General features: G+C 46.6%; 12 protein-coding genes. 8 read left to right on the top strand and 4 right to left on the bottom strand.

The window, feature by feature from the left end; all coding sequences use genetic code 11:
- Positions 1–41: 41 nt before the first annotated feature.
- Positions 42–419: a PilZ domain-containing protein gene (locus P5G61_RS00630; protein WP_301243362.1), complete on the bottom strand. Its 378-nt coding sequence runs from the start codon at positions 417–419 to the stop codon at positions 42–44.
- Positions 420–672: 253 nt separating this feature from the next.
- On the opposite strand from P5G61_RS00630, the gene P5G61_RS00635 reads away from it, so the two are divergent.
- The 7 genes from P5G61_RS00635 (at position 673) to P5G61_RS00665 (ending at position 7,905) form a co-directional block, all read left to right on the top strand.
- Positions 673–1,122: a DUF6386 family protein gene (locus P5G61_RS00635; protein WP_301243364.1), complete on the top strand. Its 450-nt coding sequence runs from the start codon at positions 673–675 to the stop codon at positions 1,120–1,122.
- A 50-nt stretch (positions 1,123–1,172) separates the two neighbouring features.
- Complete coding sequence (locus P5G61_RS00640) at positions 1,173–1,709, top strand: hypothetical protein (RefSeq protein ID WP_301243366.1); 537 nt, start codon at positions 1,173–1,175, stop codon at positions 1,707–1,709.
- Between the two features lie 133 nt (positions 1,710–1,842).
- Entirely contained in the window at positions 1,843–2,391 is a 549-nt protein-coding gene (locus P5G61_RS00645; RefSeq protein WP_301243368.1) for an RNA polymerase sigma factor, read from the top strand.
- Entirely contained in the window at positions 2,381–3,523 is a 1,143-nt protein-coding gene (locus P5G61_RS00650; RefSeq protein WP_301243370.1) for a DUF4179 domain-containing protein, read from the top strand. The genes P5G61_RS00645 and P5G61_RS00650 overlap by 11 nt, the downstream gene beginning before the upstream one ends.
- Positions 3,524–3,722: 199 nt before the next feature.
- Complete coding sequence (locus P5G61_RS00655) at positions 3,723–4,775, top strand: pectate lyase family protein (RefSeq protein ID WP_435873995.1); 1,053 nt, start codon at positions 3,723–3,725, stop codon at positions 4,773–4,775.
- 357 nt (positions 4,776–5,132) lie between these two features.
- Positions 5,133–6,614, top strand: a complete 1,482-nt coding sequence (locus tag P5G61_RS00660; RefSeq protein WP_301243372.1) for a methyl-accepting chemotaxis protein — start codon at positions 5,133–5,135, stop codon at positions 6,612–6,614.
- 67 nt (positions 6,615–6,681) lie between these two features.
- Positions 6,682–7,905, top strand: a complete 1,224-nt coding sequence (locus P5G61_RS00665; RefSeq protein ID WP_301243374.1) for a GNAT family N-acetyltransferase — start codon at positions 6,682–6,684, stop codon at positions 7,903–7,905.
- A gap of 130 nt (positions 7,906–8,035) precedes the next feature.
- Here the strand turns inward: P5G61_RS00665 and P5G61_RS00670 are convergent, their stop codons facing one another.
- The gene (locus P5G61_RS00670) at positions 8,036–8,401 is read right to left on the bottom strand and encodes a VOC family protein (RefSeq protein ID WP_301243376.1); all 366 of its coding nucleotides are present in this window, start codon (positions 8,399–8,401) and stop codon (positions 8,036–8,038) included.
- 322 nt (positions 8,402–8,723) lie between these two features.
- A complete protein-coding gene (locus tag P5G61_RS00675) occupies positions 8,724–10,370 on the bottom strand; it encodes an alkaline phosphatase (RefSeq protein WP_301243378.1) in 1,647 nt (548 codons plus the stop codon).
- 261 nt (positions 10,371–10,631) lie between these two features.
- On the opposite strand from P5G61_RS00675, the gene P5G61_RS00680 reads away from it, so the two are divergent.
- Positions 10,632–12,266: a carboxylesterase/lipase family protein gene (locus tag P5G61_RS00680; RefSeq protein ID WP_301243380.1), complete on the top strand. Its 1,635-nt coding sequence runs from the start codon at positions 10,632–10,634 to the stop codon at positions 12,264–12,266.
- Between the two features lie 137 nt (positions 12,267–12,403).
- Here P5G61_RS00680 and P5G61_RS00685 read toward each other — a convergent pair whose 3' ends face one another.
- Positions 12,404–13,990, bottom strand: coding sequence for a choice-of-anchor I domain-containing protein (locus tag P5G61_RS00685; RefSeq protein ID WP_301243382.1), 1,587 nt, complete (start codon positions 13,988–13,990; stop codon positions 12,404–12,406).
- Between the last annotated feature and the right edge of the window lie 103 nt (positions 13,991–14,093).

Here is a 14,093-nt window from a genome sequence, read left to right on the forward strand (position 1 = left end):
GTTCGTCGGGCTGTTTTTTTGTTAGGTTGGTACTCCCCCGGTTACTTCACCATAATTTTGCCTTGACCCGCCAGCATCCTCATTTCTCTGAATAATCGCTCATGATTGCCTTGCTGAATCTCCAGCTGTACACCGTAGATCCATCGGTTATTCTCTTCATTGCCCCAACGCAGTGTTCCTTCCAAATACAAGGGGTCTTCAAAAAGCAGCAAATTCATGCCGATTCGGATGGTATTGGACTCCACATGCAGATTTAACGGAAATGAAAGCTGACAGCCGGATCGGCTGATATCGCATAATTCAGCTTGAATGGGTTTGGGTGGTGCAGAGGCGCCGTTAATGCTGAGAATAAAAATTTCAAATTTTATCGGTTCCTTTAAAGTATAGCGAAAGGGTTCTCTTCTAAGGTTAATTGCCATGGTTTCCTCCACAAAATCACAAAAAGTCAGTTATGATTATATCGTCATTTTTGCTAAAAAAATGAAGAGATTAATCTTGTTTGTTAACGCCTTAATGATCTACAAGTGCAACAAGATCACAGATAGCTCCGAGGTTCCTTTAACCCATGTGTGTGGCTTGATATAATGGTAGGATATGGTTCTGATCTTCTCTGTTGGATGAGAGGGGAAAGGGTGCGGGGGGTTTATTATAAATAAGAAAGGAAGACGGAAAATGAACGGGAAATTTCAGGTGTTCACGGATACGGCAGCATTATGCCTGTATGATCTGGCGGCACTAAAACATCGGGTTGAAGATACACCGGACTGGTGGTCCATTCCCGAAGATGAACTGGCGGAAGTGAATGCAGGCAACGGTTTATTTCTGAACTTGGGTGAAGATGGACAGTATGAGGTGCATTGGAGTCTGGATGATTCGGTGAAGGAAGTGGAGACAGCACGGGTGTATCATTTACGTGTTCCCTCCGGTACCGTGTATCTGGGAGCTGCCGATGATGTCACCGGAGGCGAGCTGGAGCCCGATGAGTCATGCGGGGGTATGCTGCTCCAGTTGGAACCTGGAAACTATGCGTGCAGGGTAACGAAGGAAGATAATCAAATATGGATTGCCATGAAGCCCAGTTTGCAAAGCGAGAACAGCTTAAGTGATTTGATTCGAATTTAGCGTTATAGATATGCGATTGAAGGAGGCTTAGGGACATGTACAAGGCCTAGTTGGAACGCATACAGGAAAAGCTGGACAAGCTCCAAGCTCTGGACCCGGAACGGAACCTGTTTGGGGCGGAAAATCATCAATATGAAATGAGCCGTTCCCACATGTGGAATCCTGGAATTGGGATGTTGACTGGTACGATGACAGCAAGGAAGAGGACGAGTGGGCAGCGCTTGAACATGAGTATTATGATCCGAAATGGGAGGTGCCGTGTGGGTTGGGAATATGGCATTAGAACAACCAAACCTGCAATTTTACTTGAGGTTGTGAAGAGACTGGCGGATGCCTTAACTTTCTCCGAAATGTATAGGCTGGAGCATTATGAAGATGGTTTTGTATTGCTTCAGGAGGGTTCTTCCTGGCCTGAAGCTCTACAAGTCTCGATTGAAGTGGCATCGGGGATGAATGAAGTTGCGGCTGGAGAGTTGTACATATATTGTCTGTTTCATTCCTGGGGTGAGTTCGCAGCAGATTGGCTGAGACAGATGAAAACGGCTTCGAAAAGGGATGACGGCGCATTGGAATGGTTTGAACTTTAACAGAGATGTGGATTGTCAATACAGAGCCTCTTCGTGAATAGATGGGGCTTTTTTTGCTGAGAAATAAATAAAACCGTTTGGATTGTTCGCCCGTCTTATACCACAGAACGAGAGAGAGGGAGGGGGGTGCGGGGTGGAAACCAAAGCCGAGATGAAAAAGATACTGTTCGTACAGAGCGAAGATGAGACGGCATTTGTTCAGTCCATTATGGAGCATCAGGATACGCTGATTTCCATTGCCTACAGTTATCTGCGCAATCGTCATGATGCACTCGAAGCGGTGCAGGAAATGACATGCCGGGCCTGGATCAAGCGTCGTTCTCTGAAAAATGAGAAGGCGTTCAAATCGTGGATTATTCGTATTCTGATCTACGTGTGCATTGATGAACAAAGGCGTCGTAAACGGGCGACACCACTGCCCAACGAAGGGTTGGAGGAGGCGGTATCTGAGTCTGCCATTGCAGGATGCAGCGATAACAGACTTGCGATATGGTCCATGCTTGAGAAAATCAAACCGAAATACCGCCATGTGCTACTGCTGAAATACTATAACGACATGACATTGATTGAGATCGCCTCCATTCTCGGCAAACCGGAAGGCACCATCAAGACCTGGCAGCATAAAGGGTTGGAACTGTTACGGAAGCAAATGAAGAACAGGGGGGATTGGCATGAGAACTAGTCCGGAGGAACAGGCACTTTTGGCAGATGCTTCCCAGGCTAAGCTGGAGAGACAACAGCTGAATCCAGCGGACACGGCATTTGCGATTCAGCGGGGTCTGGCACAGGCCAGAACCCGACGAATGACAGGTAAAGTACAGTTGAGATGGATTACGGCAGTATTGGTAACTGCTTTGGCTGCAGGGTGGTTCCTGCTTGGTCCGCTTGGCAGTTCTACGCCACAACAGGCAATGTACAGCCAGCCCGCACCGAATTGGGGAGTGCTTGAACCTTTTCGCGAGTTGGTTGGAAATGATGTAGACGAAAGTACAATTGTATCAGCAATCAACAACGGTTATTTTCAACTAGTCAATCGTTCCGTTCAATCAGGCATCTATCAGTTTACGGTCAATGCAGTGATGGCGGATGAGAACAGATTAATTGTGCTTTATACAGCGCATACGGAGCTTTCTCAGAAGATATATTCGGTTGTAAATACGAAAATGGCAGATGCAACGACCCAAAAGTGGATTGACAATGGAAATATAGGAGGCATACATACCTCCAATGATGACCATACCATTTATGGACGAACTACAATTGAGCTTAATGGAAATCAACCTTTGCCTGAGGAATTGAGGATGGATGTTCAAATTTCATCCGTTGTTCCTGACATATTGGCTGATGCAGAGAAAGGTAAAGAGGAGCGTAAATATCAATTTTCAAAAAAAATGAACGTTTCCTTCAAGCTTGATCCCAAATTTTCGCTTGCTAAGACTCAGAAAATTAAACTTAATCAGTTATTTACGATTGGTGGGTATGAGGTAATGTTATCTGAAGTAGAGATATCCCCTCTGGTGACACGAGCCAGATTTATCTATGAACCGAATCAAAAAATTGATTACAAAACAAAACTATTGATAAGTGATGCTGTGAATCCTACCGAAATTGTGTCCACAACCAAAGATGGGAAGCAGACTAAACTATCCTCAGTGTCAGGTAGCGGAACGGAAGACGGTATGATCTATTCCTTCAGCAGCAATCTGCTCGATGACCCACAATCCCTGGTATTGAAGCTCCGTGGTGAACCGGGCAAAGTATACGATGATCTACAGGAAGCTGAGAAACATAAGCTGGAGCTGGAAATTAAATAGGATTTAAAAGGAAGGACGATATAAAGTCATGGTTTATGCAGATGACTTTGTGTCGTCTTTTCATTTTTCTCATACGGGGACTGATGTTGCAAAAAAATATAAATTAAGACTAAATTGCAATTTTTGTATTGTCACATCCGATGTTACACGATATAATCTTCTTGTCTTGCAGGATAAAATTATAAAGGATGGTGAAATTTTGAAGAAATTTTCGATTCTTTTACTCGCTGTAACGCTGTTATTGTTGACAGTCTCCACAGTTTCTACGGTGCCCGCTACATATGGTGCGGCCAGTTATCCCAACACAGGTACGAATGGTTTAACGGGTTTTGCAGGTAACGCCAAAAATGAAAGTGGGGTGTCCAAATCAGCCACGACCGGTGGCAAAAATGGTCAGGTCATTTACATCAGCAATTTGAACGATCTGAGAACACATATGGCTGGCACTGCGGCAAAAATACTGGTCATTGAACAAAATATTTCTTCCTCTACATTGCAAAAAGTCGAATTTGGATCGAACAAAACGTTGGTAGGCTCCTTTGATAAACACACGCTAACGAATATCCATTTCAGATCCACGGCCAGCTCAAGCAATGTTATTTTTCAGAATCTTACTTTTGAACACGCTTCCAATATTAATGCCAACGATGATATCCAGATGTATATTACGTCAGGCTCCAACTACTGGATCGATCATGTGACGTTCTCTGGCCACAGCTACAGCTCCAGCGGCAGTGATCTGGACAAGCTCCTGTATATTGGAGATCGCGCAGATTATATTACGATTAGTAATTCCAAATTTGCGAACCACAAATACGGAATTATTCTCGGGTATCCGAATGATGGCAACAGCAGCTATAATGGTGTACCTCATGTAACCATGGCAAATAACTATTTCGAAAACCTGTATGTACGTGGTCCTGGTCTCATGAGATACGGTTATTTCCATATTAAAAACAATTACGCCAACAACTTTAATCAGGCCATTACGATAGGTGAAAAAGCACGCATTTATTCGGAAAACAATTATTTTGGTGCAGGAGCTGAAAAAGGGGGCATCCTGGATGATAAAGGAAACGGGGAATTTACGGATACAGGCAGTACACCTGCGTTAAGCAGTCCATCCTCTCCCCAAACAAGCTGGAGACCAAGCACGAACTACAGCTATGAAGTGCAGACAGCCAGTTATGCACGCGAGTTTGTCACCAAGTATGCAGGTTCGTCTAACACCACGCTTGTATTTGGGAAATAAAAAGGTAACTGACCTCCTTCTGGAGTAACAGATTAGAAGCAATGGTCCCTCATGTTAATGTGGATAGATTTGCATGTGAAAGCCCGTATCCGTGATGCGGGTTTTTACTATGGTGAAAACCAAATAAAAAAATCTAAAGTATCAGTACATATTATATTTCTTCATATATAAAAAAATGATAATGAAATTCCGATATACTTTTAGCGAGGTTTCTTTCATCTTTATGAAGACCTAATGTACTAGATTAAGGCCCTAGGAATTTGCAGTTCAACTATAAAGCAGGGACCATAGACCGATAGAGTATAGTGCAGAACTGCCTCGCAACTACATATTTTTCATAAAAAGGGCGGGAATTTCATGAATCGTTACGACGAAATTATCTGGAAAAGGAACAAGCTGATCTGTATCATCCTGTGGGTTATTGTAGCTATAGGTTTTGGTATGTCCTTTTTGGCACCAAAGTTGCTTGTCTCCAATGGTGTAGCTGTATTGTTTACCGCTTGGGTGACATACGCCACTGTCAAAAAGAAGCATATTCATTTAATCCCATGGCTGTGCACGATCCTGATTACCATATGTGGAGTCTATGCAGGCTGGGGGAGTGTTAATATCACTTTAAGTCTGGTCATCACTTCGGTATTGTTGCTCTACCCTGACAAAAAACTGTTTACTACCGGATTTATCGTACTGCTCATCTTTAATAGTATACAGGTCGTTCTGGTCGAGACACAGAACTCCGAAGAGCTTATTGGCCATATCGTTGACGTTGGATTGTTTGCGCTTACCGGAGTCATTCTGATGCTGGTTTCCCAGTTGAATCAAAGACTCTTCCGGGATAGCGAAACGCGCTGGCAAGAGGTGGAGCATTCCAAAATGAGAGTGGAAACGATGCTTGAAAAAGTCAAAGAATCCGTAGAAGCACTATCTCGGTTCACGGATCAATTGAAACGAAAAGTAACGGAAACCGGCTCCATTACCCATGAAGTGACGCTTGGATTCAGCGAAGTGGCCAAAGGTGTTGAATTCCAGGCTACCAGTGTGGCTGAAATCTCAGAGTCCTTGTCCATGTCGGATCAACATATCCGTGATGTTGCTAGCTACTCGCAGCAGATGAAAGAACTGTCGGCCAGCATGGCAGCGAGCACGGAAACCGGCAGCACACAGATGGAGCATCTGAATGTTCAGATGCAGGAACTGTATGAAACGATTGATACCACGGCTGATGACATGAAAAAGTTTAACGAGGAAAGTGAGTCCATATCGCTGATGCTGAACAGCATCTCGGATATTGCGAACCAGACAAATCTGCTTGCGCTTAATGCAGCAATTGAAGCAGCGCGTGCAGGTGAACATGGACGTGGATTCGCGGTGGTGTCTGAGGAAGTTCGCAAGCTGGCAGAACACTCGGGTCAATCGGCTAATGATATTGCAACTATTTTGTTCCGTTTGAAAGGACAGACACAGGCGCTGACGGATCGATTCGAACGTATTCGCCTCGCTTTGCAAGCAGGGAAAGATAGTGTGCAAACGGCAGAAGAGGTCTTCCATACGATCAACAGCAATTCGCAGCAAGTATTGAATCAGGCCGCAGATATCGAGAGCAGTTCAGTTACCATGAGGGAATCTTCTACAAAAGTGGTTAATGAGGTTTCGGAGATTTCAAGTGTGACCCAGCAATCGAGTGCCGCTACAGAAGAGATTCTTGCCAGTATGGAAGAACAGCGCAATCTGACCCAGAAGATGGTGGACAGCTTCGGAGAACTGGAGCAATTGATTGTGGATCTGAATGAGTTGGTGTCGAGCGAAAACGAAGTACGTGTTACAACCGGTACCTTGTAAAATATGGGAGAAAGAATATGTAAAAACGATTACTGACAGGAAGTTTGGGTTATTGGGGGAGCAGAACGTGAAGAATGCAGTAATGGAAAAAAGGACGGATAGCGGCGATCATACAGATTCAGCGAAGAATGAAAATCGCGGTATTCGCGTTCGTTTCTATGATCGGAACTCGCTTGATGATATGGACTGGCCCAACACGGAGGACGGCAGATATGCAAGAGCATATTTGGAACCCATGATATTGCAAGGGATGCGGGACTTCATTATCAATGTACGCACAACACTACTCATTGCCCGGATCGACGATCTTGTTCTTCCGATAACAGTAAATGAGACAGAGTACGATAATGCTTACGTTTGTTCTCCTTATACGCATTATGTGCGGTATGCCAAGCAGGAGTTGATACTGCTTCGGAAACCGTTGCTGGAAAAAGGTTTATCAGCGCTGCTCACTGTGGTGGGGTGGGGAATGCAGCGATCACAGATAAATAAGGTTGTACATATAAACAATTGGCTGTTATCAACGAACCTGTATCCGGCCATGTCCGGTGAACAGGCAGTTTGTCTGCTCACAGCGGTAAGGGAGCGATATCCTGAGCATGCCATCGTATTTCGCTCCTTGTGCCCAGAGCTTCACTCTGATCTGACGGGAGAGCTGAAGCAAGCAGGCTGTCAACTGATCCCGAGCCGGCAAATCTACTTGTACCGGGCGAATGATCCAAATTTCGGCAATGCGAAGTCGCGCTGGCTGCTGAAACGGGATTACGAATTGCTCGCCAAGCACGGATATGAATTCGTTTCACAAGCGAATCTGACGGAAACAGATATTTCGCGAATCGCGGAACTGTACAAGCTGCTGTACCTTGAAAAATACTCTTATGATAATCCGCAATTCAGTGAACATTTCATTGCCACAGCGATAGCTTCGGGAGCGCTGACCCTGTATGGTCTGCGGAAGGAAGGGCGTATCGATGCAGTTATGGGATACTTCTGCCGGAATGGGGTGATGACAACGCCGTTGTTCGGTTACGATACGGCGCTGCCCCAGTCCATCGGGTTGTACCGCATGCTGTCAGCTTGCCTGATTGGGCAGGCCCGCGAGAACGGCCATCTGCTGCATGAGAGTGCTGGTGCTGCGCAGTTCAAGCGCAACCGCGGGGCCGTGGCGGATTTCGAGTATTCCGCCGTGTATGAGCGCCATCTGCCATGGAGGAGACGCTGGTGCTGGCTGCTGCTTGATCGGCTTTTGAACCGCGTGGGTGTGCCGCTGATGCGTCGGATGAAGCTGTAAACATGTACAATCAGCGCACGGACGCTGTTTTATACGGGGTGTGCGTTCAGATTTGGCTCCCCACACAACAGGTCAGTCATCGTGAAGCGTACACTTATTTAGACTCGCCTCCCTACATAAAGGTGCCTGATCAGATATGTTCGGCCAGTTGCACTTCGAAGCCATCGGGGTCGGCAATGTAAATAAACCGCAGATGCGGATTGGGCTGGATGGGGCCTCGTGCAATCGGGATGCCTGATGCGGCGAGCTGCTCCATGGCTTCGTCCAGTGACTTTACCTCATAGCCGATCGACACACCGGCCTCTGGCTTGAGGAGGGTATCGCTGCCTTCGATTAGTTCTAGTTTCGTTTCGTTTTCCGGACCTAGCATGGCAATCTGCCGTCCACGGCTTTCGAATCTGCGCTGGATCGGCAGTCCGAGCATGCCGTGGTAGAAACGGAGCGATGCCTCCAGATCGCGTACCCGCAGTGTAATCCAGTTTAATCTAATCAACATAGGTGAATCTCTCCTTTTTGCGTCATATTCATTAACGTTATGTTTATTATACGATAAGCTTGTGTATGGGCCTACCTTAGCAGCGAAAGGTCTGAGCAGGGACAGGAGCGGGATCAGCTTGCGAACGTGGTGCTCTAATCGTAATTTAGACGTGGAAAGGCAGATGTCGAGTGTATCCGCGAGTTCTTCCATGCAAAGGTGATAATGAGCGGCCAGAATCTTCCCGAGAGAAGTTACATTTAAAACTGAATTCGAAAAAACTGCCCGAGAATGTTCTCGGGCAGTTTTACGGAGCGTACCGTTCAATGAACGGGCTCTTTTTTTATTTAATCAGGTCAATCGCATCCTGTGGAACAAAGGCTTCTACGCCATTGTAGACAATTACGCCATCCAGGGTAGTCTTTTTGCCATTAACGAGCGCGACATTTTTGTAGATTTGCAGTTCCAGCTTGGTGCTGCCCTTGGTTACAAGGATTTTCGGATTTTTGGCATCCGTCAAATCCAGCTTGTACGTTGCCCCTTTGGCAGTGAAAGCCTGTTTCGCGGGTACAAACAATTGTTTGCTCACGCTATCGAGATCAAGGTTCATCACACGTGCCATGTATTTGGCTACATCCGTGTTGTCGATGACACCGAAAGGTCGATCATTATTTGGAGCGTACGTATACAGCACAACATCTCCGCCTGTGTGACCGCCAGTGGTCCAGCCAATACCGGAACGTTTGCTGATCATTGGTCCAACCGTATAATTGAGGCTGCCCGGGCTGGCCGCTTTAATGGCAGCGATTTCCTCGGAAGTCAGGTCGGTAATGCCATAATATTGCTTCATCACCGCTTTGATGTTGGTACGTTTGGCATTCAGCTTGGATTCCAAACCTTCGCCTGTTAGCTTGGCCTTTTTCAGAGGTCCGATAAAGGTAGACAGCTGCTCTTTATCATAAGTGCCTGTAGTTGAGGCGTTACCAATAGTCAATCCACCGTTTTGGTGGTCCGTAACAGCGACAACGACGGTTTCTTTATCTTTTTTGGCAAAATCCATGGCTACTTTAACAGCATCGTCAAATGCCAGCACATCACTGATAATGCCGACTGGATCGTTGGCATGCGCTGCCCAGTCCACTTTGCTGCCTTCGACCATCAGGAAGAAGCCGTCTTCGTCTTTGGAGAGAACTTCAATGGCTTTAGAAGTCATCTCGGCGAGGCTTGGTTGCTTCGCTGGATCACGATCCATGTTATAGGCCATGCCTGCCGGTGCAAACATACCCCACAGCTTGCCTGATGTGGAAGCTTTCATCGCTGCCGGAGTCGTTACGTAATCATACCCCAGTGCTTTGATAGATGAGACGAGATTCTCGCCATCCTTGCGTCCCGCAGGCTCCAAATAACTGCTTCCTCCGCCAAGCACAACATCCATACCGTTATAAACCTGCTGTTTGCTCAGTGCATCATAGTTTTTGCGATCCGGATAGTGAGCCGAGAAGTCAGCTGGTGTGGCGTGCATAATTTCGGATGTCGCAATAATACCCGTTGCTTTGCCTGCCAGTCTCGATGCTTCCAGGATGGAAGCGACCGGTTTCTTGGCATCTCCCGGAGCGATGGCCTTTTGTCCAGGCATTGTCGCTTTATCCGGCAGTACACCGACATATCCTGTATGTGATTTGTGACCTGTAGCAAAGGCTGTTCCCGCAGGTGCCGAGTCCGCAATCGGCGCATCCGCAGAGTGTGTACGAACCATGCCACTGGCCATGGAGTCCAATGTCAGAGAGGATCCCTTATACCAGCGAGCCAAAGCTGTTGCGTCGTTCGCCATACCGTCCGGGATCAGGATGATAACATTTTTGATCGGTGAAGCAGATGAGGTGGTGTCTTCCACAGCCCAAGCTGCACTACTGCCTCCCAGCGTAGCCGTAACAATCGTCGTTACCGCGAGCATCATTTTGGCTGCACGGGTATTGAATCGGTTTAACATGAACACATCCTCCTAAATAATATGTATAGTTTGGTATCCAAGACCAGTGTATACAATGAATGCTAAACGAGCGTATGTATTGCATTAACTAAATGTAAATTTTACGATTAGAGAAGAACTGGACAGATTGCAGCATCCTCTTGTATGTTAGGGGAAAATCAGGCGGCACAGGTAGTTCATTATTCCATTGATCAGAATAGGTTCTAGAGGTGGTCAGCTTATCTATTGTTAAGGGGGTGAAGATGCTTGGAGCAGAATCGGATGAAACATAGACAGGTTGGAACATTTCAACCTCAAACGCTGCAACAGACAACATATGGGCCAATTGACGGCAGAACCTACGAGCGATTCGGTACGCTGGGTTGGCTTGGTGTTCCTTATGCCGCTCCTCCGGTAGGTGAATTGCGCTGGAAAGCTCCGCGTGAACCGGAGGCATGGATGGAAACAAGATCAGCCAAGGAATTCGCTGCGAGCAGTTTGCAATTATCCCGTATAGATACTATAGGCAGTGAGGACTCGCTATATCTGAACATCTGGCGTCCGGATACAATCAGTTCTAAGCTTCCGGTTATGGTATTTCTGCATGGCGGCAGAAATATGACGGGATCAGGCAAAGATTTTCAGGGGGAGCAGCTTGCGCGTAACACGAACAGCATTATTGTTTCGGTAAACTATCGATTGGGAGCCCTTGGATTCTTTCAACATACTGCATTGAAAACTGGAAATGCCCTAGATGATTCGGGCAATTATGGTTTGCTGGATGCATTACGTGCCTTACAGTGGGTTCAGGATAATATGGAAGGTTTCGGTGGAGATACTGCCAATATTACGTTGGCCGGACAGTCTGCGGGAGCACGTGACATCCTTGCAGCGATGATCTCGCCGCTTAGTAAAGGGCTGTTTCAGAAGGCAGCTGCTTTCAGCGGCGGCCTGACCACTGCTGCACCGGAAGAAGGAGAGCAGAAATCCGAGGATGCCCTCGTTAAATTACTCGTGGGAGAAGGCATAGCGGCTTCTGTGCAAGAAGCGCAAACATGGATTGGCACTCAGTCTAAGTCACAGCTGGAGAGTCATCTGCGTGAATTGCCTGCGGACAAAATTGTGACTGCATTTGGTTCAACTGCAATCCGTATGGAGTCATTCCCGCATCTGTTCCGTGATGGGTCAGTCATTCCAAAAGAAGGTTTCGAGGCTATTGAAAGCGGCAACTATGTGCAAGTGCCTGTATTGCTCGGCAGTCTGGAAACGGAGTTCTCCAGCTTTGCCTTAGGTGATGAGAACTTTACACCCTCGATTAACGATGAAACGCTGTTCACCGATGAGACCAAGGCAGAGCAGTATGCTGCAGCCCTGAAATACGGTAGTGAGGTTTATGCTGGTTTTAATGCAGAGCGGGTGGCGGAACGCTTGACAAGTAAAGTAGGGCAGCCGTCAGTATATGCCTATCGTTTTGCTTGGGGTACACAGCCAAGAGTTATCTCGGAAAGACTGCAAACGTTGCTGGGCGCACCCCATGGAGCGGACATGGATTTCTACACAGGACACGCAGACGGGGTAGCCGCCTCTTTCCCTGAAGGCTATTTTAGCGAAACCAATAAACCGGGCCGTGAGGCGTTGTCTGCCGCGATGATAGCATATCTGAAACAGTTTCTGTACACTGGTAACCCAGGCAATGGCGGATCGTCGGAACTGACGACATGGACACCTTGGACCCAAGATGCCAAAACACCAATCATGCGTCTGGATGCAAGCAATACTACCGTAGAGATCGGAATGTCCGCACAGTACAATGAAGGTAAAGAAGCCGTGATGGAGAAAATGAAAAAGGAATTGCCAGAAGAGACATACAAGTTATTGACGGAGAAGGTATTTGCAGGACGCTTTTTCTGGGAATAAGGACTGGGCTCGTCGAAAGGTGTAAAGTTTATAGACATGCATAGTCAGTGACGTGAAAGGACCCGAGAGAATGATCTCTCGGGTCCTTTTCTAGTTATAGGTGAATACCTAATTTAGTTGTTCAGAAGACATCTGATCTATTTTTTTGCAAAAAAACTAAGTGTTCCCGTACTCTCATCTGAGCTCACAAACAGGTCGCGTCCATTGACACGATGAATTCCTTCCGGTGACTCTCCAGCAGTGGGGATAAGCCCCAGATAAGCGGGATTTACCGGATCAGCAAGATCGAAGAACAAAATAGCATCTGCTCGTTCGGAAGCGACCGCTGCATAAGTTTTGCCTTTAATCGTAGCAACCGTCAGATTCTCGACTTCACTGCCTTTGTTCGGACTGCGATCATCCGGGTATAAGCCAACCTGGGCTGTTGCTTCATCGATAAGGTTCTGGCTGTCATACAGTCGTTTGCCCTGCAAATCCCAGACAGCGATGTTGCGTCCGCCTGCTTTTACACCATCGTCAAATTCATCTTTACCCAAATCACCTTCGTTGGCGGTTAGCAGATACTTACCGTCAGCAGAGAAAGCAATACCATCTGGTTCATAACGAGCAGTCAATTTCTCGGTAAACTTGACTACGCCATCATCTTTCAAATCGGCAAGATGTGAAGTGGTACCGAGCGTAAAGATGGAGGTAATCTGCTTCGTTTGCAGATCAACGATGGCAACGGCATTATTTTCCTGTAACGTAATGGCTGCTGTTTTGCTATCCGGACTGATCGCGACATACTCCGGTTGTGGATCATGCGGATAGCTGGCTCCAGCTACATGATCCAGAGATACTGGCAAGTTGGTGATCTCACCTTCCAATACATTTCCGCCTGCAAAAGAAACAATCATAATACTGCCTGGACGTTTGGTATTCACAAAATCGATTTCATCGGCTGCTTTGTTAATCTCTTCATCTTCAATGGCGATAACTGCGTGCAGCCCGTCAGGGGACAGGGCAATGGAGTCAGGTCCTATACCAAGTTCATACGTCTTGACGGTTTTGTAGGTTGTGAGGTCTACAATGGCTAGCAATCCTTTGCTTGCTTCCGTGTCCGTATCACCTGTACGTATTACGGCAAGTCCATATTTGCCATCCTTGGATACCGTTACGCTCGTGACTTCAGCTTTGGCTGAGAGTTCATGGAAGCTGATGGTGCGCAGTACGCTAATATTATTCAAATCGGCAATATCCACTACGGAAATGCTGCCATTGTCCGCTTCGGTTACGAGCAGCCGTTGTCCGTCTGGAGTGGATGCTGATATTTCAGCTTTGCCGCCGGGCATTTGAAACGCTGCTGTACGTTCAAATCCGGTTTTATTTTGGTCGAGGATCAATTGATCCGTAATCAGCTTTATTGTTTTTGGAGATACATAGGTTGTTCCTTTGGTGATGTAGCTTTCACTATCGAGGGAAGTGTTCACACCATTAATGGTAGCTGAGGATGTCCCTACTGGGATTTGTACTTTAGTGCTTCCAACCTGAATATCGACACTGCGACGCTTTCCGTCCCAAGCGACCGTTCCTTGCATATTTTCGATAGCGGTACGTAAAATCACATGATCGTTGACGGGTCCAGATGCGTTAGCCGCACTGACCATGGATGTGTAACTTGTTGCTCCTGCCGTTAAGATGGCTGTCATAGACAGGACGGCTAGCCACTGATTTCTCTTTTTCAATGTAACAGATCCCCTTTACCGTTTCGTATGTGATGACATGTACTGTTTTAGTATAGATTTGAAATGTTATGAAAAGGTAAAAGTATAAAGGGACTTGTGTAAA

The sequence above is a fragment of the Paenibacillus vandeheii genome, assembly GCF_030433635.1.
Taxonomy (GTDB): domain Bacteria; phylum Bacillota; class Bacilli; order Paenibacillales; family Paenibacillaceae; genus Paenibacillus; species Paenibacillus vandeheii.